The sequence below is a fragment of the Leisingera sp. M523 genome, from assembly GCF_025141335.1.
Taxonomy (GTDB): domain Bacteria; phylum Pseudomonadota; class Alphaproteobacteria; order Rhodobacterales; family Rhodobacteraceae; genus Leisingera.
Window position 1 is genome coordinate 231,502 of record NZ_CP081036.1, and the last position, 21,874, is coordinate 253,375.

A 21,874-nucleotide genomic window follows, 5' to 3' on the forward strand; every position below is an offset into this window, starting at 1 on the left:
AAATAGGCGGCGCTTCAAGGTGCCGCCTATTTGCTATCGGGGGCTCCCGCCCGCCGGACCGGCATCAAAGATGCCGTGCCGCCGGTTGGGCCCGGCGCCGCGCGGAGGCGCGGCGCTGCACCGCTCCCCATGGGGAGCGGTGCCATGCCCAACTGTGCACAGCGCATATTTCATGCGCCGGAACAGGCGGGTGCACACCCTTTTGCCAATCACAGGCCGCTCAGCCCCAGCTGCCATCCTTCAGTTCCCGGCACATTTCCCTGGCGGCTTTGGCCATATCCGGGTTCGGATGCTCGCCAAGCGCGTCCAGGGATTTTCCCATCCAGCGCATGACTGACGGGGCATCACTGCCGCAGCGGGCAATCGGGGGAAAGGCGCAGGCCAGCAGATGCTGTGCGGTGACCGGCGGGATGCAGACATTGGGGTAGGCAGCCTCGCGGGCGTCACTGGTCTCATCCGCCGGTGTGTTCTCCCACAGCAACCGTTCCAGCCGGCCCATGACTTCAACCGCGGTGCCGGGATCATTGACACCGGGCGACAGCGCCTTTTGCGCGGTCTCGGCCAGCAGCGACAGGCCGAATGACGGGTCCTGATCAAAGCTGCGTACATCGCCGATGTCGATCGCAGCTGAAGCCGCCTTGCAGAAGTCATTGTCCCCGGCGGTAGCCCAGGCCACCGGCTGGCCGCGCAGAATGTACTCGCCGGGTGCGCGTGCCAGGGTGATCTGCGTGCCGGCTTCCTCAGCCAGATCGTTCAACCGGGTCAGCCCGGCAAAGCGGACAAAACCGCTCTTGGCGGCGGGGATATCAACGGCGTCGCCGGGTTTGGCCTCTTTACGTGCGCAGAGCCCGCCCAGACAGGGTTTTTCCATCCGCGCGCGCAGGCTGGCGCGGGTGCGGTTTTCGATCAGACGCAGGGTATGATCCATGCTGCCCAGGCTCGACAGATGGTCTATCCAGCGCAGGATGGCGCCGACGATCAGGATCACCACGATGATCGTCAGACCGAACACCACCAGCGCGCCTTCAGGCGTATAATAGCGGGCCCGGAACAGGATCACCGCGCTCAGCGAATAGATGAACCCGCCCACAAAGGTTGCCAGAACCCGGTGGGTGACGGTGTCTTCCAGCAGCAGCCGGTAGACCCGCGGCGTCGCCATTGACGCCGCGGTGCGGTAGGCGCTGACCATGACGTTGAGCGAAAAGGTGGTGACCGCCAGCATGCCCGACGCCAGGATCGTCAGCACCGGCAGCACCGCCTCGCGCCCGAAATCTGCGCTCAGGCTGTCCGGAAGCAGCGGTTTTGCCAGTGGTGCGAGCAGCAGGGCCAGCAAGGAAAACAGGGAAATCAGCACAACCCTGAACCAGAGCTGCCGTGCAATCCGGCCGAGGTGCAGCAGCGCTTTTTCTATCATGATCCTGAGTCTATCCGGCGGGCACCTGTACTGTCGATCAGTTCATCAAACAATTTGCGCTCGGCTGCTGAAACCGGCTGGTGGCGCGGATAGCGCGGCGCGGCGCGGTCGTTCAGAACCGGCGCGTCCCAGCCATCGGTGGTGGCAGCAAAGCCGTGCAGCCCGGCCTCGCCAAAGACCTGCAAATAGCCCTGCAGCACCACATCCAGATAGCTGAGCAGGATGGGATGCTTATCCGTGGCACCGTTTTGCTGTTCCGTTGCCACGGCATAGACGGAAATCTCCGGCGCCCCGCTCAGGTCATGCTGGACCCTGTCTGATGCGGGCAGCCGTTCATAGGCAAATTCCCGTTCATCCAGTGCAGCCCAGTCGGCCCCGGGCACCTCGGCGATCAGCCCGTCAATCACGCTGTCCGCGCAAGGGACCGCCGACAGGAACGCCACCTCGCGCAGGCCAGTATGCACCCAGGCGCGGCGCCACCCCCGCAGCCGGGCAGGCCGGGCGCCGCCATAGTCATGCGTTGCCGTGTTCACCAGGCTGCCGTAGCCAAAGAAATAAGGGCCTGTCATCCGCTCTGCCTATCGTTCGTGTTTCCGGTTATTGATGTATGTCAAACCGCTTTTTGGCGGCCTGTGCAATAAGCGATGCACCATAGCTGCGGGAGCGACCCATGCGCATTACCAAAAGGACCAACATTGCCGTGCGGCTGCTGATGTATTGCGCCGCGCACAAAGACCGTCTGGTGACCAAGGCCGAGATTGCCGAATGCTGCAATATCTCGGAAAACCATCTGGCGCAGGTGATCAACCAGCTGAGCCAGCTTGGCTATCTGGCGACCCAGCGGGGGCGCAATGGCGGTATGAACCTGGGTAAGCCCGCATTGGAAATCCGGATCGGCGACGTGTTTCGCGATGTCGAAGGCGGCCTGCCGATGGTGGAGTGCTTTGCCGACGCGGACAATACCTGCCCGCTGACCGATGCCTGCCGTCTCAAGGTGGCGCTGTCAGATGCGGCACAGGCGTTTTATACTTCGCTTGATGACATCACGCTGGAGGCATTGGTGTGCGACAATCACGACCTGTTGCGGATCCTGCAGCCGGTTTCCTGCGGCGCCCGCTGAGGCCGCCGCAGCGCCATTTATTCCCTTGCGCGCAGGATGCGGGCGGGCTTGGCGGCCAGCGGGCGCAGGGCAAAGGCCAGCCCGGCCAGCAGTGTTGTCAGCACCCCGCCTGAGATCACCATCAAAGCATTCGGCCAGATCACCGCATAGCTGGTCTCGAACACATAGGCATTGATCGCCCAGGCTCCGGCAATGCCCGCCGCCAGCGCCACCAGCCCGGCGGCGGCGCCCAGCAGGGCGGATCGCAGGGCAAAGCTCAGCAGGATCTGTTTGCGCGGCGCGCCCAGGGTTTTCAGCAGTGCCGCCTCATACCGGCGCGCGGGCTCTCCAGCTGCCGCCGTGCCCAGCAGCACCAGAAACCCGGTCAGCAGCGTTGCTGCGGCGCCATAGGCGGTGGCGGCGGCCAGCTGGCGCAGAATGTCCGACACCCGGTCGATCGCATCGCGCATCCGGATCGCGGTGATGTTCGGCATCTCACGAGCCAGATCGCGCAGGATTGCGGCCTCGGCCTGTTCTTCGGCATAGACGGTTGCGATGAAACTATGCGGCGCGCCGGCCAGTGCGGCCTCGTTCAGCACCATCACAAACCCCATGCCCGCAGTGGAGAAATCCACATTGCGGAAGCTGGTGATGGTGCCGGTGATGTCGCGGCCCAGGATGTTCAGCGTCAGCGTGTCGCCCAAGGACAGCCCCAGCTCCTCTGCCTCCTCGGCGGCAAAGCTGATCTGCGGTTCGCCGGTATAATCCTCCGGCCACCATTTGCCTGCGGTCACCTCAGTCGCCTCAGGCCGGGCCGCAGCATAGGTGATGCCGCGGTCGCCGCGTACCACCCAGTGATCGCCGGCAACTTCCGTGGCCGCCTGGCCGTTGATCCGGGTCAGCACTCCGCGCAGCATCGGCGCGTTTTCCACGCGGGTCACAGCCGGGTCATTCTCGACCCGCTCCAGAAACCCGGGCATTTGGCTGCGCTGGATATCGACAAAGAAATAACTGGGCGCCACATCCGGCAGGTTGCCCGCAATTGCGCGGCGCATGTTGCCGTCGATCTGGCCGATGGCAGCCAGCACCGTCAGCCCCAGCCCTAAAGCCAGCACCGCAGGCACCGCGCCGTCACGGGCGCTGCCAATGGAGGACAGCGCCCAGCGAAGGGCAGGGCGCCCGCGCGCGGCACCTGAGCCGCGGCGGGCGAGAAAACCGATGCCAAGCGCCGCAACCAGCAGCACCATCAGCGCGCCCATCAGCCCGCCCGCTGTCCACAAGGTCAGCTGCGCCGAGCCGCTGAACCAGGCGGCCAGCCCCACCAGCGCCCCCAATGCCAGCGCGGTCGCCAGCAGATAGCGCGGCGCAGGCAGCCGCGTTTGGCTGGCAAAAGCGTCCCGGAACAGGGAGGCGGCGCGGATGCGCTCCGCCCGCGCCAGCGGCCATAGGGCAAAGATGAAGGCGGTCAGCACGCCGTATATTGCGGCCTCGGCCAGTGCGGACGGATAGATCGAGAACACCGCCGGGAACGGCAGCTGTGCAGCAATCAGCGGGCCCAGCAGCATGGGTCCCAACCCGCCCAAAACCAGGCCAATACCCACCCCGATCAGCGTCAGCGCGCCGATCTGCAGAAAGTAGGTCAGGAAAATCGTCTGCCGCTCCGCCCCCAGCGTGCGCAGGGTGGCGATGGTGGCGGTTTTGGTCGCCAGATAGGCCCGCACGGCGGCGGAAACGCCAACCCCGCCCACCGCCAATCCTGACAGGCCCACCAGCACCAGAAACCCGCCGAGGCGTTCCACGAACGAGGATATCCCCGGCGCGCCGTTCCTGGCATCCCGCCAGCGCATCCCGGTGGTTTCAAACAGGCCTTCGGCCTCGGCCTGCAGCGCGGTCAGGTCGCTGCCCGCAGGCAGCTGCATCCGGTATTTGGTATCAAACAGCGTGCCCGGCTCCAATAGTCCGGAGTCCGCCAGATCCGCTGTCCGCACCATAGTTCGCGGGCCCAGTTCAAAGCCCGAGGCCGCGGCATCCGGTTCCAGTGCGATCAGTGCTGTCAGCCTGAAGTCCTGCGTACCCAGCCGGAACGTATCGCCCGGCTGCAATCCCAGCCGGTCCGCCAGTACCCGGTCCATAACGCCGCCCGGCAGGCCCTTTGCTCCTGCCAAAGCGGACTCCAAGGGGATCGGTGGCAAAAGCTGCATCGCTCCCTTCAACGGATACAGCCCGTCCACCGCCTTCACTTGGGTCAGCCCGCGTTCCTCGCCCACCGTCGCCATCGAGCGGAACTCGGCAATTTCGGAATAGCGCACCGCGTTTCTCTCCACCCAGGCGCGCTCGTCCTCATTGGCAAAGCGGTAGGTGAAGTTCAGCTCGGCGTCTCCGCCCAGAATGGTCGCACCCTCGCGCGACAGCCCGGTTTCGATCGACGCCCGGATCGAACCGATGGCAGCAATCACCCCGACTCCCAGCGCCAGACAGGCCAGAAAAATGCGGAACCCCTTCAGGCCTCCGCGCAGCTCGCGCAGGGCAAAACGCCAGGCGAGGCGGAAGGCGGCAGCATTCATTCCGCGGCCTCGCGCGCGGCGGCGTCATCCACCCGCCCGTCGCGCAAGCGGACGACCCGGTCGCAGCGTGCCGCCAGTTCCGGCGCATGGGTGACCATCACCAGCGTCGCGCCGTAGCGGTCGCGCAGACCGAACAGCAGATCCATCACCGCTTCGCCGTTGGCCTCATCCAGATTGCCGGTGGGTTCATCCGCCAACAGGATCGCCGGCCGCGGTGCCAGGGCGCGCGCCAAGGCCACGCGCTGCTGCTCACCGCCCGACATTTGCGCCGGGAAATGGCCGGCGCGATGGCCAAGGCCAACCGCTTCCAGTTCCGCCTGGGCCCGGTCAAAGGCATCTTTGACGCCTGCCAGCTCCAGCGGCGTGGCGACATTTTCCAGTGCGGTCATGGTTGGGATCAGGTGAAAGCTCTGGAACACCACCCCCATGTTGTTGCGCCGGAACCGGGCCAGCGCGTCCTCGTCCATTGCCGTCAGATCCTGGCCAAGTGCGGTGATCGTGCCGCCGGTGGCCTGCTCCAGCCCGCCCATCAGCATCAAAAGCGAGGACTTGCCGGACCCGGACGGCCCCACCAGCCCCAACGTCTCCCCCCGCCGCACATCGAGCGATATGCCGTGCAAAATCTCTACCGGACCGGTATTGCTATTCAGGGTCAAAGACGCATCTAAGAGATGCAGAACGGGGCTGTTATCGTTGGTCATCGGGCCTGCCTGTTGGATCCACCTATCGGATATGGAGTGTTTGCGGCGATGCACAAGATACTGGCGCTGTTGAGTTTGCTGCTTTTTTCAAACGCCGCCTGGGCTGAGCCGCTTCGGATCACGGCATTGGGCGACAGTCTGGTGCAGGGTTACGGGCTGCCGCAGGACCAGGGTCTGGTGCCGCAGCTGGAGCACTGGCTGAATGAAAACGGCGCCGAAGTGGTGCTGCAGAATGCCGGTGTGTCCGGCGACACCACCGCCGGCGGGGCAGAGCGGGCGGAGTGGACGCTGTCGGACAATCCCGACGGGTTGATCGTGCTTTTGGGCGGCAACGACCTGCTGCGCGGCCTGGCGCCAGCGGCGGCGCGAGCCAATCTGGCCCTCATCCTGCAGGAAGCCGAAACCTTGGGTATTGAAACCTTGCTGATCGGCATGAAGGCGCCGGGCAATTACGGGCTGGACTACAAGACCGCCTTTGATGCGATATACCCGGACTTGGCTGCCGAATTCGATGCGGTGCTGCATCCGGATGCCTTTGCGGGCATTGCAGCAGCGGTGGGCGGCGACCCGGCAGCGGCGCAGGCCTATTTGCAGGATGATGGCATCCACCCGAATGCCGGGGGCGTTGCGCTGAACGTGGCTGCGATCGGACCGGCAGCCCTGCAGCTGGTCACGGCGATTCAACATTGAAAACAGCCCCGGCGGGCAGGGCTGTTTGAAAGCTCTCAGGCGTGATCAGAAGTTCGGATCAGGAGGCCAGTGCGATATCAACCGCGGACTCGCGGCCGTCGCGGCCAGCCTGCAGTTCGTAAGTCACTTTCTGATTGTCGGCCAGGCCGGTCAGCCCTGATCGCTCAACTGCGGAAATGTGGACAAAAATGTCCTTGCCGCCATCATCGGGTGCAATAAAGCCGTAGCCTTTGGTGGTGTTGAACCATTTGACGGTGCCAGTCGCCATCGTCGTATTCTCCTAAGTCGTCTCAATTCTCTGCCCGCGTCATGCGGCAGAACGGCAACGGCCTGCAAAGGTCATGACCGCGCCGGTAAGGCAACAGTGATGATACTCGCGTGACGTTGCGGTGACAGAATTGAGTAGGAATCACCCCTGGCGCAAGAAAAAATCCAAAGTGACGCGGAGTCTCCGGCAGAACCGTGCCTAAAGCACCGTCACAACCGTGCCGAGCGGAACCCGCTGATACAGATCCGTAACGTGCTCGTTCATCATCCGGATGCAGCCGTTGGAAACCGAGTGCCCGATGGTCTGCGGCTGGTTGGTGCCATGGATGCGGAAGTAGGTGTCGATGCCGTTTTGAAACAGATAGAGGGCCCGCGCACCCAGCGGATTTTCCGGCCCGCCGGGCTGAATGTATTCATTGTCGACAAACTTGGCATAGGCCCGCGGATCGCGTTCGATCATCTCGTCGGTCGGGCGCCAGGTGGGCCAGACTTTTTTGCGTTCAATCACCGCTGTGCCGGTGAACTCCAGGCCAGCCTTGCCGACGCCAACGCCGTAGCGCATCGCCTTGCGCTTGTCGGTGACAAAGTACAGGTAGTAGGAGCGCGGCAGCACCAGGATCTGCCCCGGGGCAAAATCCTTGCGGATCCGGACCTCCTGCGGGGTGGGATCAAAGGGAGCGGGGTCCTTTTTGCGAGCCAGCGCAGGCAGCGGAAGCAAGGTTGCTGCGGCGGCCGCAGTACCGGTGCTCAGAATTTTCCGGCGTGAAATCATGGCTAAATCTCCGGATGTCTGTTGTGTCGTCTAATCATCTTCCGGCGCGGAATGCGCTGGGTCAACGGGTTTTCGCAGACGGGCCGGCAAGTGTTGCAAGCGTAGCAGCAGCCAGTGTGCAGACGGCAATCCAGCCAAAGTACCAGAATTTTCCGGCCAGCAGATCTTCGGCATAAGACGCGGCGAATTGCGCCTTGCCTGCTGCCGCGATGGCAAAGGCCGCAGCACCGAAGACCGCGAAACCCGCGGCTGCCAGCCAGCGTGGAAGATGCAGCTGGCGGACGGCAAGGGCCAAGGCAAGACCGGGCAAGGCGCCCAGCCAGATCACCTTGCCCGCCCACCAGGGATGTGCCCCCAGGCCTGCGGTCAGATTCATAAAATGCGCCAGTTCGGCGGCTGCCAGAACGGCCGCAAGCGGCGGCAGGAGGCGGAGTATCCGTTGCATGCCTTTGATATTGAAGCGGCGGCCTGCGGCTTCCAGTGCTGATTACAGGTTTGTGAAGCTCCGTCGGCGTCTCTTGCGGCCTGGCAGCCGATGTCTGTATCAGAGCAGGATTGAAGCGGAGGAACCATCATGGGCGCCAAGACCCTGACCTGCCTGGCCTGTGCCCAGCTGAACCGGGTGCCGGAGGACAAGCTGGGCAAAGGCCCCAATTGCGGCAGCTGCGGCGCGGCGTTGCTGCCGGGCAAGCCGGTGGATGTGGATCCGGCCACATTGCAGAAGGCGGCGCAGAATGACGATTTGCCGCTGCTGGTGGATTTCTGGGCGCCCTGGTGCGGGCCCTGCCGGATGATGGCGCCGGAATTTGCCAAGGCCGCCAAGGCGCTGGGCAGCAAGGCGCGGCTGGTCAAGCTGAACACCCAGGACCACCCGTCCACCGGTGCGCGCTACCGCATCCGCGGCATCCCGGCCCTGGTCGCCTTTGAGCGCGGCAAGGAGAAAAAGCGCCAGGCCGGCGCGATGCGGCAAGGCCAGATCGTCAGCTGGCTGCGCGGCTAGGCGCGGTTGCCGTAGGCTTGCCCGAAGACCGGCTGCGACTGCAGCCAGCAGCGCAGGGAAAGCCCCGCGATCACCAGCACGGTCGCGCCCAGCCCGGCTGCCGGATACAGCAGCAGGCTCAGCCACAGCGGCAGCGCGGCCACAAAAAAACCAAACGCCGTGGCGCACATTCCGGTGATCATACCTGCGAACAGTCCAGCCCAAACCATGGCAACTCCTTCTCCGGGAGCAATCTAGCCTGACCGCCCCAGTGTCTCTCAAGACTATCTTGCGGGCAATTTTGCTTAAAAAAGGTTTAAAATGTGTCAATAGGCTGAGCAGCACCGCGCGAAAGGATGGTACAGGCCTACTTTGAGGTCAGCGCCACGCCGTCCTTGGCCTTGGGCATCTTGCTCTTGCCCTTCTGCAGCACATGGGTCAGCTCATGCGCCAGCAGGTCGGTATCCTTGGCGAATGCAGGCTTCATCACATAGATGTTGTTGCCGACGGTAAAGGCTTTGGCTTTCAGTTCCTTGCAGACGTCCTTGGCATTGCCGCCGACATACACCCTGCACCACAGACAACGCGCCGCATAACCAAACCAACCAGACGAGCCAAAGCCTCTCTCAGTTTAGGATGCCTTTGGACCGGCGTTGTTGCAGAGCTCTGAGTTCTAAGGATTCACATCACGAATCCATGCGGTTAGACGGGGCAGATGAGCAAGCCCGCACCTGCCCGCTACCGTACGACGAATTGGTCCAGCTACAACGATGCGCTCAGAAAGCACGGGTCGCTTCTGATCCACTGACCGGCAGGGTATTGCGCAGCAATGTCCCAAGAGGTTGGTTGGACGAAGAGATGACCTGGCTCGCGCCGCATGATGGCAGCCCCGGTCGCCCTGCGGTTTTCTCGGATGCGGCAATCCAGTTCTGCCTGTCGATCAAGGTTCTGTTCAAGCTGCCTCTCCGGCAGACCGTCGGGATGGTCACCAGCCTTTTGCACCTGGCGGGTCTGGACTGGCCCGTTCCGGATTTCTCTACGCTGTGCCGCCGGCAGAGTGAGATGGGACCGTGGCCCCAGTGGGGCCGCGTAAGCCCATAGAACGCTGGCCGTCCAGATCCCATATCGCCGCGCCGATGGGCCGCTGAACCTGCTTGTGGACAGCACCGGGATCAAGTTCCTTGGCGATGGTGAGTGGCAGGCCCGCAAGCACGGCGTTCAGGGGCGGCGCCAATGGCTGCCCGGCAGTTGATTGCAGAGCAATCAATGAGAGGGGCGCAAGGTTCATCTTGCGATGGATGCTGCCACGTCTGACATCCGTGCCGTCGAATTCACCCCCAGCCGCGACGGCCCCTCTCGTGGTTATGCTGCGCAAACCACTGCCGGGCAGTGGACAGCCCGGTCTTACCGGACTTGTTGGGTCAGTTCCCCGAGGACGAAGACATCGGCACCGTGATCGCCGATGGTGCCTATGACACGCGACGCTGCCATGCCGCGATCCTCGAACGCGACGCGGCCCCGATCATCCCGATCCGCAAGAATGGCCGGTTGTGGAAAGAAGATTGTCCGGCTGCGCAGGTCAGAAACGAAACTCTGCGAGCCACCCGACACTACGGTCGAGCCTTCTGGAAGCGCTGGACAGGATACCACGTCCGAAGCCGGATCGAGGCAAAGATGCGCTGCTTAAAGGCATTCGGCGAGCGCATTGCCGCAAGAGACCCCGACCGCCAAACCGCCGAGATCCATATCCGCATCGCACTCATCAACCGCTTCAACGCACTCGGCACCGCTGAGATTATCCGCGTCGCCTAAGTTCGGAGGGGAAAGGGGGAGCCAGGCCTCAAGAGCGAGTTCTGCAACAATGCCCAGATTATGCCTAATTGGCAATTGGCAACTGCCAATGTCTCATAAGTTTGCACACCCATTCGATTCGCATCGACGTGGTTCCGCAAAAAGCTGTTATTAATCAAACATTTGAGGATTTCCCTTCTGCTCACTTAGGCAAAAGCATGCACAGCAAACACATAAGCATGCACACCCTTAGCCAAGAAAAAGGGCCCGCGAATGCGAGCCCTCGGTGCAGCCTTCGATTTCACCGCATCTGCTATGTCTTGTTGATTATCTCTAGGAGCATCGCCCTATCGAAGATGTCCCGGTAGTCCGGCGCTGTGAAGGGTGATAGGCCTTTGGGGAGACGGGAACCCCTATCGTACGCTTTCGTGAACATCTTGAGTGTGGCGACATCCTTTCCGCGCATCCGACACAACGCGAATGCCCTAATCATGAGCTCAATTACCAGCCCCCAGCGTGAGCAACATGCAAAGTCCAGCCGCTCCAGGAAGTCGACATCCACAACCGCCTCGACATCGACCTCAGCAAGTTCGGCATAAGCATATACAAGTTTGTTCAGCTCTATCATGTCAGGGTCCTTGGCCGGATCGGCGCTCTTGCCAAGGCTGATCTCATCGAAATGAACCTGTGTCAGCAGGTGGGACAGCTGCTCTTCGGAATGCACATATGTCCCAAGGGCAGGGACACCCGACAAGACCAGTATCAGAGGCCATTCGGGTTCTTTCATCAGGGACTTGAAGCTATCCAAGAAAATGCGGTTCGACTTGGCGCCAGACGTAAAGACGTGTTGGCACTCGTCGTAGTAAAAGCCGATCACGCCAAGCTCGCGACTGTGATGGCGCACGAGACGCCAGATTTCGCTTTGCGTCCGCCTGGAAGAGGCGCTGTATCCGGTGACAAAACACTCCCAGTGGCGGATGTCCGGTGCGGACATCGCTGCTTTCCATGACAAGTTCACCAAGCCGACGGTGTTAGTGAAGGAGACCGGGCTGCACCGGAACACGATTCTGGCGGCTTTTGCAGCTCACGGGATTGAAGCTTTCCGGCTGAATGGTGTGACCATCGGACCAATCTACCTCCTAAAGGAGGTTGCACCCGTCCTGAACACGCTCATGAGCTGACATTTGCCTGCTGGTGCCCCGGGGCCGGTCGAGGAGCGAAAACGTTTTCTCTCTGAGCCTTTGCTACTCTTAACTTCACTTGGCACTTTCCACTTGACACAGGGTGTGCATCAAAACCCCTGAAGTGTGCAAGGTTATGCCTAATTGGCAATTGGCAACTAAAGGAAGTGGCGATCCCTGAAGGACTCGAACCCTCAACCTGCTGATTAGAAGTCAGCTGCTCTATCCAGTTGAGCTAAGGGACCGCTTGGCGCCTGTTATGACAGGCGGGTGCCAAGGGTCAAGCCGCTGCGCGCAAGTCCAGGTGCATGAATACTGACCAAGGGTCCGCTGCGTAATCCCCAAAGGGCGCGCATTGCTTAAAACCAAGAGATTCATACAGTCTGCGCGAAGGCAGAAAATCATCGGTGGAGCCAGTCTCCAGAAAGAGGCCTGTGGCCTCTTCTTTGCGGGAAAGCTTCAGCAGGAATTCCAGCATTGCGCGTCCTGCTCCGCTGCCGCGGGCCTCGGACACCGTGTGCATGGACTTCAGTTCGCGTGCGCCGCCGTCCAGCAGTTTCAGCGCCCCCATGGCAACCGGTTTGCCGCCCTGGCGCAGCAGAAAGAACTGTACCTCAGGGCCTTCAAGGCCGCTTGTATCCAGCGCGTGGCAGCTTTCTTCCGGCGATTGTGCCGCCATTTGCGAAAGATGCCGCCGGATCAGGGCTGAAGCTTCCGGTCCGGCCGGGTTTTCCGGGCTGATCTCAAAGCGGGGCATAATCTGCGGCACCTCCTGCTCTCGGGGATGTGAATGGAATTTCTGCAATCTGTCTCAGGCACAAGACAGCTATCCTTTCCCCCTCAGTGTCAAGATATGATGGCACCTTGCCATGGCGTTGAAACCGGCCCGGAAGTGCGGCGTGTTTTGCATGGCTGCCGGTGATTTTCAGACGCAGTGCCGCAACAGTGCTGCGGGTCAGGTGCCGGGGATAGGGAATTCGACAATCCGCCAATAGCGGTCAACCATATCGACAAGTTGCAGAAAATCACGCCCTGCTGTTTCTTTCACGATATAGCCTGCTGCATTCAAATCATAGGCAGCTTCGATGTCCTGTTCGTGGCTTGAGGTCGTCAGGAAGAATACCACTGACCTGCTGAGTTCAGGATCGGCGCGCAATTCCTGGACCAGCTCGATGCCGCTCATCCGCGGCATCTTGATATCAACCAGCAGCACATAGGGCTGTTGGATCTTGTCCTTGCCACCCGTCCCGCGGAGGTAATCCAGCGCCTCAAGCCCGTCGATCGCGCGGGTGATCTCATTTGCGATTTTGACTTTCTTGAATGCCCGCTGAACGGCCTTGGCGTCCCCGTGGTCGTCATCTACCAGAAGGATGTTCAAATCCTTATGGGAGGTTTGCCCGCCGCTATTAAATCTCTTCATACTTTTCTTATCCTTGACTAGGGCGGGCCGTCTTGGGCCAGGTGAACCGGAATGCGCAGCCTTCGCCCGGCGAAGACTGCAAAGATATTCTGCCGCCCGCATTTTCCACGTGTTTCTTGACGATCGCCAGGCCGATACCGCTGCCTTCGACCACGTCGCGCGACTTCAGGGTCTGAAACATCTTGAAAATCTGCTCGTGAAACTGCGGATCAATACCGGGACCGTCATCGGCGACCGTAATGGCATACATGCCGCCGTCGTCTTCCAGCAGCACGTCAACCACGCCTGTGCTGGTTTCGTTGTGTTTGATCGCATTGGAGATCAGGTTGGCCAAAATTTGCTTCAACGGCATGTTGGGAAGCTGGATGGCGGCGAATCCGGGGTCGGTATTGATGGTGACCCCCTTTGGCTGATCAATCAGCAAAAGCACCTCTTCCATCAGATCGGAACCCGGCATCAACTGTTGGTATCTGGCGTCCGTACTGCGCCCGGCCCGGGAATATTCGTGCAGGTCGTCCAGCAGTTGTTCCATCCTTGAAACCCGGGACCGGATAAGCTGCAGGTTTTCCTGGCTCTCATCGTCCAAGGTGTCGGCGAGATCCTCCTCCAGCCAGCTGGAGGCGTTTCCGATAACCCGCAAAGGCGCCCGCAGATCATGGGATGCCACATAGGCAAAATCGTCCAGATCCTGGTTCGAACGGGACAGATCACTGATGAACTGTTCCCGCTCCGCCTCGGCGCGCTTCTGTTCGGAAATGTCGCGCACGATTCCGCTGAACAGGTGGTGGCCGCCGACCCGGACTTCGCTGACAGACAATTCGAGCGGGAAGATACTGCCGTCTTTGCGTTGTCCCTGAACCTCCCGGATCGTGCCAATGATTTTCTTCTGCCGGGTCCGAAGGTAGTTGCTGAGATAGCCATCATGTTCGGAGCGGTAATGTTCCGGCATCAGAAATTTGATGTTCCGGCCAATCACGTCTTCGGCGGCATAGCCGAAGATTTTCCTGCAGGCGTGGTTATAGCTCAGGATGGTCCCTTCGGTGCTGATGGTTATCATCCCTTCGACAGTGTTGTCTTGAATGGCAGCAAGCTCAGTCTTTTTACGTTCCAGCGAAAGCTGGGCAGCTTTCTGCTGGCGAACGATGAAGGCAAGTGCCCAAAGCGCCAGTACAGTTAGCGCCCGGTTGGTCAGGACAATCCATTCATTGACCCCGATACGCTGGAACAGCAGATAGCCAAGAATCGTCAGCACAGTGGTAGCTGCGGCATACTTGTAAGCTGTGTTCAGGTTGTCATCCCAAAGAGCGCACAGGACAACGGTCACGTAGATAAGGCCGCCCGCGATCCCAAGCGGCGTCAGCAGGTCGAAAATAAAACCGGCGCCAACGAGCAGGGCTGCCGTGCCGCGGGTCAGGTACCGGATGCGATTGCCCCGGAGTGGCTGGGAGGCGTCCATTTGTCTGGAAAATGTCATCCTTGGAGCTTTCTGCTGCTGCGCAAGCGGTCCAAAGCCTGCTTACTGATCGCTGGTATTCCCTGCTGCGCGCTGCATACGGGCCGGTTTTTTTGACCAGATTACACCTTTTGGAAATTTCGGCAATAGATGTGCAACTTTAAGTTGCCGCTTGCGAACAGGCTGTTTGCTGGGCGTTCCTTAGTCTCTGGACATAAACCCAATAAGTAACAGTTGCAGCCAGGCCGATGGCTAAGCGGACATGGGCTGTTCCCCGATGCTGGGACAGTTTCGAGCGCAAACTAAGCTGCTCTCTGCTCCTGCCGATCGGGCCGCGCTTGAACTTTTGCCGCCTTGGTTTGCCATCCTCGGCGTCCGGCAGTCTGGACATCCCGGGCCGCTGCAAGCAACGATGCAAGGAGTGAGACTGCGAAGGCCACCGGTTCGAGAGAGCATTTGAACCGCGGCAGTTGCGGGATCGCGGGCTGTAAAGCGCCGCCGCATCATCAGGGCTGTGGTGCCTCACCCGATTGATCTCCCCGGGAAATTATGTGCATCAAGGCTGTTATGGTTTGCAAGCTGCCGCATATCCGCCCAGGCCAAAGCGTCGGGCTTCTGGGAGGGTCCTTTGATCCGCCGCACCGCGGCCATGCGGCGATTTCCCATGCGGCACTGCGGCGGTTCGGACTGGATCACCTGTTCTGGCTGGTGTCCCCGGGCAACCCATTGAAAGCGCGCCAGCCGGCCGCTCTGCAGCGGCGGATTGCAGCGTCGCAAGGCCTGATCCAGCACCCGCGCATCCACATCAGCGGCATCGAGGCGGATCTCGGAACCCGCTACACCGCCCAGACCCTGCGCCATCTGCGCCGCCGCCATCCGGGGGTGCGCTTTGTCTGGCTGATGGGGGCCGACAATCTGACCCATTTCCATCGCTGGAAAGACTGGCAGCAGATCCTGGACACTGTGCCGGTGGGGGTGCTGGCACGGCCGAACGACCGGATCTCAGCGCGGTTTTCCCCCGCAGCGCGCTTTGCCCGCCATGCGATGCTGAAAGGCTGCCAGAGCCATTTGCTGGCGCGGGCCACGGCTCCGGCCTGGTGTTTTGTCAACGTGCCGATGGTGGATGTCAGCTCAACCGAAATCCGGGCCCGCGGCGAATGGTCAGCGGCGGAGCACAGCTGAGGCCAGACCGGCGGACAGCACCACAGCCAGCCCGGCCCAGGTCCAGGCATCAGGCAGCTGGCTGAACACCGCCCAGCCGAGGCTGACAGCGGCGACCAGCTGGAAATAGACCATTGGCGCCAGTTTCACTGCCTGCACCCGGCCATAGGCAAACAGCAGCAGCAGATTGCCGGTCATTGAAAACGCCGCGCTGCCCACCGTCAGTGCGGCGGTCGAGGGCGAAAACTCCGGCAGGCTGCCGAGGCCCAAGGGCAGCAACAGGATGGCGGAAAGCAGCAGCTGGGTCAGGCTCAGCTCCAACGGCGACCCCAGATGCGCCAGCCAGCGCGAACTGGTCAGGAAGCCGCCATAGAAACATCCCGCCAGCACCGCCCACAACAGGTTGATGGAGCCTCCCAGGCCTGGCCGCACCACCATCAGCACGCCGATGAACCCCAGCCCCATCAGCAGGCTGCGCAGCAATGTCGCCTGTTCCCGCAAAAGCAGGACCGACAGCACATAGCTGATTACCGGACCGACAAAGAAGGCGGCAAAGACATTGGCCAGCGGCTCGGTCGCCAGTGCCAGCTGGATCGAAAAGATGCCGCCAGTCAGCAGTCCGGCCCGCAGCCACAGCCGCCAATCGCCCAGCAGCGTATAGGCCCGGCGCGGCACAAACGGCAGGATCAGCGCGGTGCCGATAGCAAACCGCGACCAGGCGACAAACGCCGGTGTGGCCAGCCCGCCGCCCGTCAGCAGCTTCCCGCACAGATCGCCCGCAGGGATCATTGACATGGCCACGAACATAAGGATGACTGCTTGCAACATGCTGCCAGCGGTAGCAGGACTTCCCACCGGGAAAAACCCCGGATACTGCGGCGGATTGCCGTGGAAACGGGATTGAAGAAGAGCAGGTCCTGACACTAAAAATGAATAACATGACTTCACGCCGGACATTCCTCCTTTCCGGGCTTGCCGCTTTGGCGGGCTCCTCAGCGCTGGCCAATGCGCCGGCGGTGTCGCTGCGGCCCGTGGCGCGCCGTGTCAGCTCTCTCGCGGCCGGAGCGGACGGGCTCAAGGCGCTATTGGCGCGGGCCAATCTGCCGGGCCAGGCGGTCTGTGCGGTGGCCGATGTGAAAACCGGCAAGCTGCTGGAATCGTCGGGCCAGGCCAAAGCCCTGCCGCCTGCCAGCGTCGCCAAGGCGCTTACCGCGCTGTATGCGCTGGATGTGCTGGGTGCGGACCACCGGTTCGAGACCCGCATACTGGCGACCGGCGGTGTCGCGGGCGGCATCGTCAAGGGCGATCTGATCCTGGCCGGCGGCGGCGACCCTATGCTCAATACCGATCATCTGGCGCTGCTGGCCAAGGCGTTGAAAAACGCCGGCGTGCGCGAAGTGCGGGGCAGATTCCTGGTTTGGGACGGCAGCCTGCCTGCGGTCAGAACCATCGATCCGGGCCAGCCCGACCATGTCGGCTATTCCCCCGCCGTGTCCGGCATCGCGCTGAACTTCAACCGGGTGCATTTCGAATGGAAACGCGCGTCCGGCGGCGGCTGGGCGATCACCATGGATGCAAGGACCGAGAAATACCGTCCCGAAGTGGTCAATGCGCAGATGAAAATCGCCTCGCGCTCGGGGCCGGTCTATACCTATGCCGAAAAAGGGGGCGTCGATCACTGGACTGTCGCCGGCAAGGCGCTGGGCAAGGGCGGATCGCGCTGGCTGCCGGTCCGCAACCCTGCGGCCTATGCCGGCGATGTGTTCCGCACCTTGGCGCGGGCAAACGGGATCAAGCTGGACAAGGCAAAACCCGCCAAATCCTTGCCCCAATCGCAACTGCTGGCCCGGCATCACAGCCCGCCGCTGGATGTAATGCTCAAGGCGATGCTGAAATACTCCAACAACCTGATGGCCGAGATGATCGGCATGTCCGCCACCGCCGCACGCGGCAGCCGGCCTGCTTCGCTCAAGGACTCCGCCGCCGAAATGAACCGCTGGGCTGCCGGAAAATACGGCATGTCCGGCACCAGGCTGGTGGACCATTCCGGCCTTGGCGAGGCGTCGCGGATGACGCCGGGGGATCTGACCGGTGCATTGGTTGCGGCCTACAGGGCAGGCCGGCTCAAACCGCTTCTGAAACCTTTCCGGATGCGCGATGCCAAGGGCGGTATCGTCAAGGGACATCCGATCAAGGTCGCGGCCAAGACCGGCACGCTGAACTTTGTCTCGGGCCTGGGCGGTTTCATGACCGCTGCGGACGGGACGGAGCTGGCCTTTGCCATTTTCACCGCTGACCAGAAAACACGTGCCCGCATCCCCCGCGCACAGCGCGAACGACCCAAGGGCGCGCGCGGCTGGAACCGCCGTGCCAAGAAGCTGCAACAGCAACTGATCGAACGATGGGGCGCGGTCTACGGCAGCTGACCCGGGCCCGGGACAGGCGGGATTGGTCTGGGTATATTGCCAATATCTGGACGTTTTTTCCGGTCCGGGGGCATGTCAAACCTGCGCAGGGCGGTGGTGCAAGCCGCCGCGGAACTGCTTAGAAAAGGATGCCGCCATGACCAGATACTTCAACGAACATGGCCAGCCCATCGGCGCGCCGCTGCCGGACTGGCGCGGCGCCCGCCACCCCGGCCACACCGGCATGGCGGGGCAATACTGCCGGGTTGAGCCGCTGAATGCGGACCGCCACGCCGCCGATCTGTTCGCGGCCTTCCGGCAGGATCAGACCGATGCGATCTGGACCTATGTGCCCTATGGCCCCTTTGAGACGCCGGAATGCCTGCATGCCTGGGTGCAAGCGGCCAGCGGGGTGGATGCGCAGCCCTATTTCGCGGTCATCAACGGGGACAGCGGCAAGGCCGAAGGTATTGCCAGCTATATGCGCATTCAGCCTGCCCATGGCGTGATCGAGGTTGGCGGCATCACTTTTGCCCCGCCGCTGCAGCAGACACGGGCGGCGACCGAGGCGATGTGTCTGATGATGGCACGGGTGTTCAATGATTTGGGCTACCGCCGCTATGAGTGGAAATGCGACGCCCTGAATGCGCCGTCCTGCCGCGCGGCAAAGCGTTTCGGTTTCACCTATGATGGTCTGTTCCGCCAGGCCATTGTCTATAAAGGCCGCAATCGTGATACCGCATGGTATTCAGTGCTGGATGGCGAATGGCCCATGCTTGAATCCGCCTATCAGACGTGGCTTGATCCAGCAAACTTCGGTGCCCAAGGACAGCAAAAGCAGAGCCTTGGCACTTTGATCGCAGCAGCCAGACGGACAGGCTGATACCGCAGGACCCTGCGCAGCCAGCCGCGCCCGCGCTTGGCTGCTTATACTTCGCCAGGCGGAAAGTCCGGAAAACCGCAAAGTGGCAGAAATTTCTGCCAGGCTGGCCTCCCCCGGGATCTTCTTCTTGCTGAAAATATCCCGGGGGAGGCCGGAAGGCCGGGGGCAGCGCCCCCTTCCGCCTTTCAGACCATGCGCCTTTCAGACCATGTGCCGCGCCCGTGCGCCGCGTTCGATGGCGGCGGCATGCAGCCGGTCGATGTTCAGCTCATAGCGGACCTCCGCCAGAAACTCGAGTTCAGTCTCGCCCAGGATCCCGTCCGCAGCCGCCACATCGCAGGACAGCGCATAGGCGGTTTCAAACAGCCGCTCCGGCAGATCGCCGCGAATGAGGCCGAACAGCGCCGCCAGACCGTCTTCCTGTTCAAACAGGTCCAGAACCGTCTGCGAAACCCGTGTCACCCGGTCGATGTCATAGTCGGCGAACACCGGCAGCATGTTGACCGCGGACTGGATCTTTACCAGCTCGGCGGTGCGGATGTTCTCGTCCGAGGCAGAAACCGCCACCATCAGCGCCACCAGACAGTCCTGCGGGGACATCGGGTGCGGGGTTTGCTCACTCATGGACGGAATCCTTCTTTGCGCAATATTGATCCGGCCACGATAGGTATGCCGGCGGCGAGGTTCAACAACAGGCTGTGGCTGCGCGGTGTTTTATCCTCTCCGCTGCGGCAAAAGACAGTCTCGGCGGGCCAGTGATTATTGACTCATGCTGCATCAGCACAATAGAGGAAAGGGCTGGATGCATGGGGCATCCGCACTGATCTTGCGGCCCCTGGAAAACCGGAAACGACGCCGCCGATGGAGAACACAAATGTCTGATGTGCGCGAAGAAGCTCTCAAGAGCAAAGCCTGGCCGTTTGAAGAGGCCCGCCGGGTTCTCAAACGTTACGCCAAGGGCGCGCCGGAAAAGGGCTATGTTCTGTTTGAAACCGGTTATGGCCCCTCGGGGTTGCCGCATATCGGCACCTTCGGCGAGGTCGCCCGCACCACCATGATCAAGACCGCGTTTGAACTGATCTCGGATATCCCGGCCAAGCTGATCTGCTTCTCTGATGATCTGGACGGGATGCGCAAGGTGCCGGGCAATGTGCCCAATGCCGACAGTCTGCAAGAGCATCTGCAAAAGCCGCTGACCTCGGTGCCGGATCCCTTCGGCACCCACGAGAGTTTCGGCCACCACAACAACGCCATGCTGCGCCGCTTCCTTGATACCTTCGGGTTCGAGTATGAGTTTTATTCGGCGCAGGAATTCTACAAATCCGGCCAGTTCGACGAGGTGCTGAAACGCGCCGTCGACAAATACGACGACGTGATGGCGATCATGCTGAAGTCCCTGCGCGAGGAGCGCCGCCAGACCTATTCGATCTTCCTGCCGATCCACCCGGAAACCGGCCGCGTCCTGTACGTGCCGATGAAAAAGGTCTGCGCCGAGACCTACACCGTCACCTTTGACGACGAAGACGGCAAGGAATGGACCCTGCCGGTGACCGGCGGCAACGTGAAGCTGCAGTGGAAGCCGGACTTTGGCGCCCGCTGGGCCGCGCTGGAAGTCGATTTTGAGATGTACGGCAAGGACCACTCCACCAACACGCCGATCTATGATGGCATCTGCCGGGTGCTGGGCCACCGCGCACCGGAGCATTTCACATATGAATTGTTCCTGGATGCCAACGGCCAGAAAATCTCGAAAACCTCCGGCAACGGCATTTCGATTGATGAGTGGCTGACCTATGCCTCGACTGAAAGCCTCGCGTACTTCATGTATCTGAAGCCGAAAACCGCCAAGCGGATGCACTTCGATGTGATCCCCAAGGCGGTCGACGAATACCACCAGCAGCTGCGCGCCTATCACACCCAGGACCTGAAAGGGCAGCTGAACAACCCGGTCTGGCACATCCATGGCGGTGACGTGCCGCAGTCGGATATGGTGGTGCCGTTCTCGATGCTGCTGAACCTCGCTTCGGCCTCCAGCGCCGAGGACAAGGCAACGATGTGGGGCTTCATCAACAAGTACGCGCCCGACGCGACCCCGGAAAGCAACCCGGCGATGGATCAGGCGGCGGGTTTTGCCGTGGCCTATTTCAACGACTTTGTGAAACCGTCCAAAGTGTTCCGCCTGCCCACCGATCAGGAGCGCGCAGCGCTGCAGGATCTGGCAGACGCGCTGAAATCGCCCGAGGCGGCGCTGGCGGCGATTGCCAAAAAGAACGAGCTGGCCGGCAATGACGACCCGCTGCCCGAAGCCGATTTCACGGACGAAGAATTCCTGCAGTCCGTGGTCTTTGCTATCGGCAAGATCCACGGCTTCGAGCCGCTGCGCGCTTGGTTCTCGGCGATCTACGAGGTGCTGCTGGGTGCCTCCCAAGGCCCCCGTTTCGGCGGCTTTATCGCGCTTTACGGCGTCGCGGACACCGTCGCGCTGATCGAGCAGGCGCTGGCGGGCGAGCTGGCGTAAGCTATCGCGCAATAGCGATCAGCAAGGGCGCGGGTTTCCGCGCCCTATTCTTTTTCAGCCATGCGCGGCGGCCTGCGGCCTTGTCCCGCGCTGTGCGTCAGCTCCATCAAAAAAACTTTTTGACGTAACGTCACATTGCCCTAACTGGAGTCAAACGGACCGGGAGGGACAGATGCGCAGTGTTCTGTTTGCGGGGGTAAGTGTTTTTCTTCTGGCCTTCCCGGCAATAGCGCAAAGGGAGCCGGTCACAGCCGTGATCGGCTCTCAGATTTCTGCCTTCCTGAACAATGATACCGAAACCGCCTTCTCCTATGCTTCGCCGTTGATCCGGCGCATTTTCGGCACCCCGGACCACTTTGCCGCGATGGTGCGCCAGGGCTACCCGATGGTCTGGCGGCCTGCAGAAGTGCGCTATCTGGACTTGCGCGAGGTGGCAGGCAGCCATTGGCAGCGGGTGATGATCACTGACACAAAGGGCCGCGTGCACCTTTTGGATTATCAAATGGTTAAGCTTGAAAGTGGTTGGAAAATCAACGCGGTACAGCTATTGAACGGGCACGCTGAAGGCGCCTGAGC

23 protein-coding genes, 1 tRNA gene and 1 pseudogene are annotated in these 21,874 nt (G+C 61.6%); 9 read left to right on the forward strand and 16 right to left on the reverse strand.

The annotated features are described in order from the left end of the window. Positions 1-220 precede the first annotated feature (220 nt). Positions 221-1,414 carry a DUF2254 domain-containing protein gene (locus K3557_RS01090; protein WP_259997066.1) on the reverse strand — a complete coding sequence of 398 codons (1,194 nt, stop codon included), beginning with the start codon at positions 1,412-1,414 and terminating at the stop codon, positions 221-223. After that, positions 1,411-1,983, reverse strand: a complete 573-nt coding sequence (locus K3557_RS01095) for a gamma-glutamylcyclotransferase family protein (RefSeq protein ID WP_259997068.1) — start codon at positions 1,981-1,983, stop codon at positions 1,411-1,413. The genes K3557_RS01090 and K3557_RS01095 overlap by 4 nt, the downstream gene beginning before the upstream one ends. A gap of 101 nt (positions 1,984-2,084) precedes the next feature. Here K3557_RS01095 and K3557_RS01100 point away from each other — a divergent pair, with 101 nt between their 5' ends. Continuing rightward, positions 2,085-2,534: an Rrf2 family transcriptional regulator gene (locus K3557_RS01100; protein ID WP_259997070.1), complete on the forward strand. Its 450-nt coding sequence runs from the start codon at positions 2,085-2,087 to the stop codon at positions 2,532-2,534. A gap of 17 nt (positions 2,535-2,551) precedes the next feature. Here the strand turns inward: K3557_RS01100 and K3557_RS01105 are convergent, their stop codons facing one another. Further along, positions 2,552-5,077, reverse strand: a complete 2,526-nt coding sequence (locus K3557_RS01105; RefSeq protein ID WP_259997077.1) for an ABC transporter permease — start codon at positions 5,075-5,077, stop codon at positions 2,552-2,554. Next, positions 5,074-5,778, reverse strand: coding sequence for an ABC transporter ATP-binding protein (locus K3557_RS01110; RefSeq protein WP_259997081.1), 705 nt, complete (start codon positions 5,776-5,778; stop codon positions 5,074-5,076). Before K3557_RS01110 ends, K3557_RS01105 begins: the two co-directional genes overlap by 4 nt. Before the next feature lie 48 nt (positions 5,779-5,826). On the opposite strand from K3557_RS01110, the gene K3557_RS01115 reads away from it, so the two are divergent. After that, entirely contained in the window at positions 5,827-6,468 is a 642-nt protein-coding gene (locus K3557_RS01115) for an arylesterase (RefSeq protein ID WP_259997083.1), read from the forward strand. Positions 6,469-6,526: 58 nt separating this feature from the next. On the opposite strand, the gene K3557_RS01120 is transcribed toward K3557_RS01115, so the two are convergent. The 3 genes from K3557_RS01120 to K3557_RS01130 all read right to left on the reverse strand — a co-directional run bounded on the left by K3557_RS01120 (position 6,527) and on the right by K3557_RS01130 (position 7,952). Beyond that, positions 6,527-6,736 (reverse strand): cold-shock protein, encoded by a 210-nt coding sequence (locus K3557_RS01120; RefSeq protein WP_024088679.1) that lies wholly within the window; start codon positions 6,734-6,736, stop codon positions 6,527-6,529. Between the two features lie 198 nt (positions 6,737-6,934). Beyond that, a complete protein-coding gene (locus K3557_RS01125; protein WP_129369548.1) occupies positions 6,935-7,507 on the reverse strand; it encodes a L,D-transpeptidase in 573 nt (190 codons plus the stop codon). A 61-nt stretch (positions 7,508-7,568) separates the two neighbouring features. Next, a complete protein-coding gene (locus K3557_RS01130) occupies positions 7,569-7,952 on the reverse strand; it encodes a hypothetical protein (RefSeq protein ID WP_259997085.1) in 384 nt (127 codons plus the stop codon). Between the two features lie 129 nt (positions 7,953-8,081). On the opposite strand from K3557_RS01130, the gene trxC reads away from it, so the two are divergent. Beyond that, positions 8,082-8,507 carry a thioredoxin TrxC gene (gene trxC, locus K3557_RS01135; RefSeq protein WP_259987514.1) on the forward strand — a complete coding sequence of 142 codons (426 nt, stop codon included), beginning with the start codon at positions 8,082-8,084 and terminating at the stop codon, positions 8,505-8,507. Here the strand turns inward: trxC and K3557_RS01140 are convergent. Both K3557_RS01140 and K3557_RS01145 read right to left on the reverse strand, forming a co-directional pair. Beyond that, on the reverse strand, positions 8,504-8,716 hold the full coding sequence (locus K3557_RS01140; protein WP_259987512.1) for a hypothetical protein: 213 nt from the start codon (positions 8,714-8,716) through the stop codon (positions 8,504-8,506). The genes trxC and K3557_RS01140 overlap by 4 nt on opposite strands. 137 nt (positions 8,717-8,853) lie before the next feature. Then, positions 8,854-9,054 (reverse strand): DUF4157 domain-containing protein, encoded by a 201-nt coding sequence (locus tag K3557_RS01145; protein WP_259997086.1) that lies wholly within the window; start codon positions 9,052-9,054, stop codon positions 8,854-8,856. 147 nt (positions 9,055-9,201) lie between these two features. On the opposite strand from K3557_RS01145, the pseudogene K3557_RS01150 reads away from it, so the two are divergent. Continuing rightward, positions 9,202-10,298: pseudogene (locus tag K3557_RS01150) on the forward strand (IS5 family transposase). A 292-nt stretch (positions 10,299-10,590) separates the two neighbouring features. Here the strand turns inward: K3557_RS01150 and K3557_RS01155 are convergent. From K3557_RS01155 to K3557_RS01175, 5 genes are all read right to left on the reverse strand, one after another. Beyond that, the gene (locus K3557_RS01155; RefSeq protein ID WP_259997089.1) at positions 10,591-11,271 is read right to left on the reverse strand and encodes a hypothetical protein; all 681 of its coding nucleotides are present in this window, start codon (positions 11,269-11,271) and stop codon (positions 10,591-10,593) included. Positions 11,272-11,626: 355 nt separating this feature from the next. Then, positions 11,627-11,703: transfer RNA gene (locus tag K3557_RS01160), tRNA-Arg, on the reverse strand. A 35-nt stretch (positions 11,704-11,738) separates the two neighbouring features. Then, positions 11,739-12,227 (reverse strand): GNAT family N-acetyltransferase, encoded by a 489-nt coding sequence (locus K3557_RS01165; protein WP_311198486.1) that lies wholly within the window; start codon positions 12,225-12,227, stop codon positions 11,739-11,741. A gap of 186 nt (positions 12,228-12,413) precedes the next feature. Next, positions 12,414-12,878 (reverse strand): response regulator, encoded by a 465-nt coding sequence (locus K3557_RS01170; RefSeq protein WP_259987505.1) that lies wholly within the window; start codon positions 12,876-12,878, stop codon positions 12,414-12,416. A gap of 7 nt (positions 12,879-12,885) precedes the next feature. After that, entirely contained in the window at positions 12,886-14,334 is a 1,449-nt protein-coding gene (locus K3557_RS01175; RefSeq protein ID WP_259997091.1) for a PAS domain S-box protein, read from the reverse strand. 546 nt (positions 14,335-14,880) lie between these two features. Here K3557_RS01175 and K3557_RS01185 point away from each other — a divergent pair. Then, a complete protein-coding gene (locus K3557_RS01185) occupies positions 14,881-15,513 on the forward strand; it encodes a nicotinate-nucleotide adenylyltransferase (protein ID WP_259997093.1) in 633 nt (210 codons plus the stop codon). On the opposite strand, the gene K3557_RS01190 is transcribed toward K3557_RS01185, so the two are convergent. Continuing rightward, entirely contained in the window at positions 15,493-16,299 is an 807-nt protein-coding gene (locus K3557_RS01190; protein WP_259997096.1) for a DMT family transporter, read from the reverse strand. The genes K3557_RS01185 and K3557_RS01190 overlap by 21 nt on opposite strands. A gap of 131 nt (positions 16,300-16,430) precedes the next feature. On the opposite strand from K3557_RS01190, the gene dacB reads away from it, so the two are divergent. Continuing rightward, entirely contained in the window at positions 16,431-17,918 is a 1,488-nt protein-coding gene (gene dacB, locus K3557_RS01195) for a D-alanyl-D-alanine carboxypeptidase/D-alanyl-D-alanine-endopeptidase (RefSeq protein WP_259999516.1), read from the forward strand. A gap of 136 nt (positions 17,919-18,054) precedes the next feature. Further along, the gene (locus K3557_RS01200; RefSeq protein ID WP_259997097.1) at positions 18,055-18,780 is read left to right on the forward strand and encodes a GNAT family N-acetyltransferase; all 726 of its coding nucleotides are present in this window, start codon (positions 18,055-18,057) and stop codon (positions 18,778-18,780) included. Between the two features lie 201 nt (positions 18,781-18,981). Here K3557_RS01200 and K3557_RS01205 read toward each other — a convergent pair whose 3' ends face one another. Further along, a complete protein-coding gene (locus K3557_RS01205; RefSeq protein ID WP_027257720.1) occupies positions 18,982-19,404 on the reverse strand; it encodes a tellurite resistance TerB family protein in 423 nt (140 codons plus the stop codon). 250 nt (positions 19,405-19,654) lie between these two features. On the opposite strand from K3557_RS01205, the gene K3557_RS01210 reads away from it, so the two are divergent. Together K3557_RS01210 and K3557_RS01215 are read left to right on the forward strand one after the other, a co-directional pair. After that, a complete protein-coding gene (locus tag K3557_RS01210) occupies positions 19,655-21,298 on the forward strand; it encodes a lysine--tRNA ligase (protein WP_259997098.1) in 1,644 nt (547 codons plus the stop codon). Between the two features lie 172 nt (positions 21,299-21,470). Continuing rightward, entirely contained in the window at positions 21,471-21,872 is a 402-nt protein-coding gene (locus tag K3557_RS01215) for a DUF4864 domain-containing protein (protein WP_259997100.1), read from the forward strand. Positions 21,873-21,874: the final 2 nt, after the last annotated feature.

Bases quoted from the DNA above. Each gene is read 5' to 3' on its own strand.
- K3557_RS01170 (WP_259987505.1), bottom strand. From the start codon at position 12,878: ATGAAGAGATTTAATAGCGGCGGGCAAACCTCCCATAAGGATTTGAAC.
- K3557_RS01100 (WP_259997070.1), top strand. From the start codon at position 2,085: ATGCGCATTACCAAAAGGACCAACATTGCCGTGCGGCTGCTGATGTAT.
- K3557_RS01185 (WP_259997093.1), top strand. From the start codon at position 14,881: ATGTGCATCAAGGCTGTTATGGTTTGCAAGCTGCCGCATATCCGCCCA.
- K3557_RS01090 (WP_259997066.1), bottom strand. From the start codon at position 1,414: ATGATAGAAAAAGCGCTGCTGCACCTCGGCCGGATTGCACGGCAGCTC.
- K3557_RS01095 (WP_259997068.1), bottom strand. From the start codon at position 1,983: ATGACAGGCCCTTATTTCTTTGGCTACGGCAGCCTGGTGAACACGGCA.
- trxC (WP_259987514.1), top strand. From the start codon at position 8,082: ATGGGCGCCAAGACCCTGACCTGCCTGGCCTGTGCCCAGCTGAACCGG.
- K3557_RS01190 (WP_259997096.1), bottom strand. From the start codon at position 16,299: ATGTTCGTGGCCATGTCAATGATCCCTGCGGGCGATCTGTGCGGGAAG.
- K3557_RS01120 (WP_024088679.1), bottom strand. From the start codon at position 6,736: ATGGCGACTGGCACCGTCAAATGGTTCAACACCACCAAAGGCTACGGC.
- K3557_RS01105 (WP_259997077.1), bottom strand. From the start codon at position 5,077: ATGAATGCTGCCGCCTTCCGCCTCGCCTGGCGTTTTGCCCTGCGCGAG.
- K3557_RS01140 (WP_259987512.1), bottom strand. From the start codon at position 8,716: ATGGTTTGGGCTGGACTGTTCGCAGGTATGATCACCGGAATGTGCGCC.
- K3557_RS01210 (WP_259997098.1), top strand. From the start codon at position 19,655: ATGTCTGATGTGCGCGAAGAAGCTCTCAAGAGCAAAGCCTGGCCGTTT.
- dacB (WP_259999516.1), top strand. From the start codon at position 16,431: ATGACTTCACGCCGGACATTCCTCCTTTCCGGGCTTGCCGCTTTGGCG.
- K3557_RS01110 (WP_259997081.1), bottom strand. From the start codon at position 5,778: ATGACCAACGATAACAGCCCCGTTCTGCATCTCTTAGATGCGTCTTTG.
- K3557_RS01205 (WP_027257720.1), bottom strand. From the start codon at position 19,404: ATGAGTGAGCAAACCCCGCACCCGATGTCCCCGCAGGACTGTCTGGTG.
- K3557_RS01115 (WP_259997083.1), top strand. From the start codon at position 5,827: ATGCACAAGATACTGGCGCTGTTGAGTTTGCTGCTTTTTTCAAACGCC.
- K3557_RS01200 (WP_259997097.1), top strand. From the start codon at position 18,055: ATGACCAGATACTTCAACGAACATGGCCAGCCCATCGGCGCGCCGCTG.
- K3557_RS01155 (WP_259997089.1), bottom strand. From the start codon at position 11,271: ATGTCCGCACCGGACATCCGCCACTGGGAGTGTTTTGTCACCGGATAC.
- K3557_RS01130 (WP_259997085.1), bottom strand. From the start codon at position 7,952: ATGCAACGGATACTCCGCCTCCTGCCGCCGCTTGCGGCCGTTCTGGCA.
- K3557_RS01125 (WP_129369548.1), bottom strand. From the start codon at position 7,507: ATGATTTCACGCCGGAAAATTCTGAGCACCGGTACTGCGGCCGCCGCA.
- K3557_RS01215 (WP_259997100.1), top strand. From the start codon at position 21,471: ATGCGCAGTGTTCTGTTTGCGGGGGTAAGTGTTTTTCTTCTGGCCTTC.
- K3557_RS01175 (WP_259997091.1), bottom strand. From the start codon at position 14,334: ATGGACGCCTCCCAGCCACTCCGGGGCAATCGCATCCGGTACCTGACC.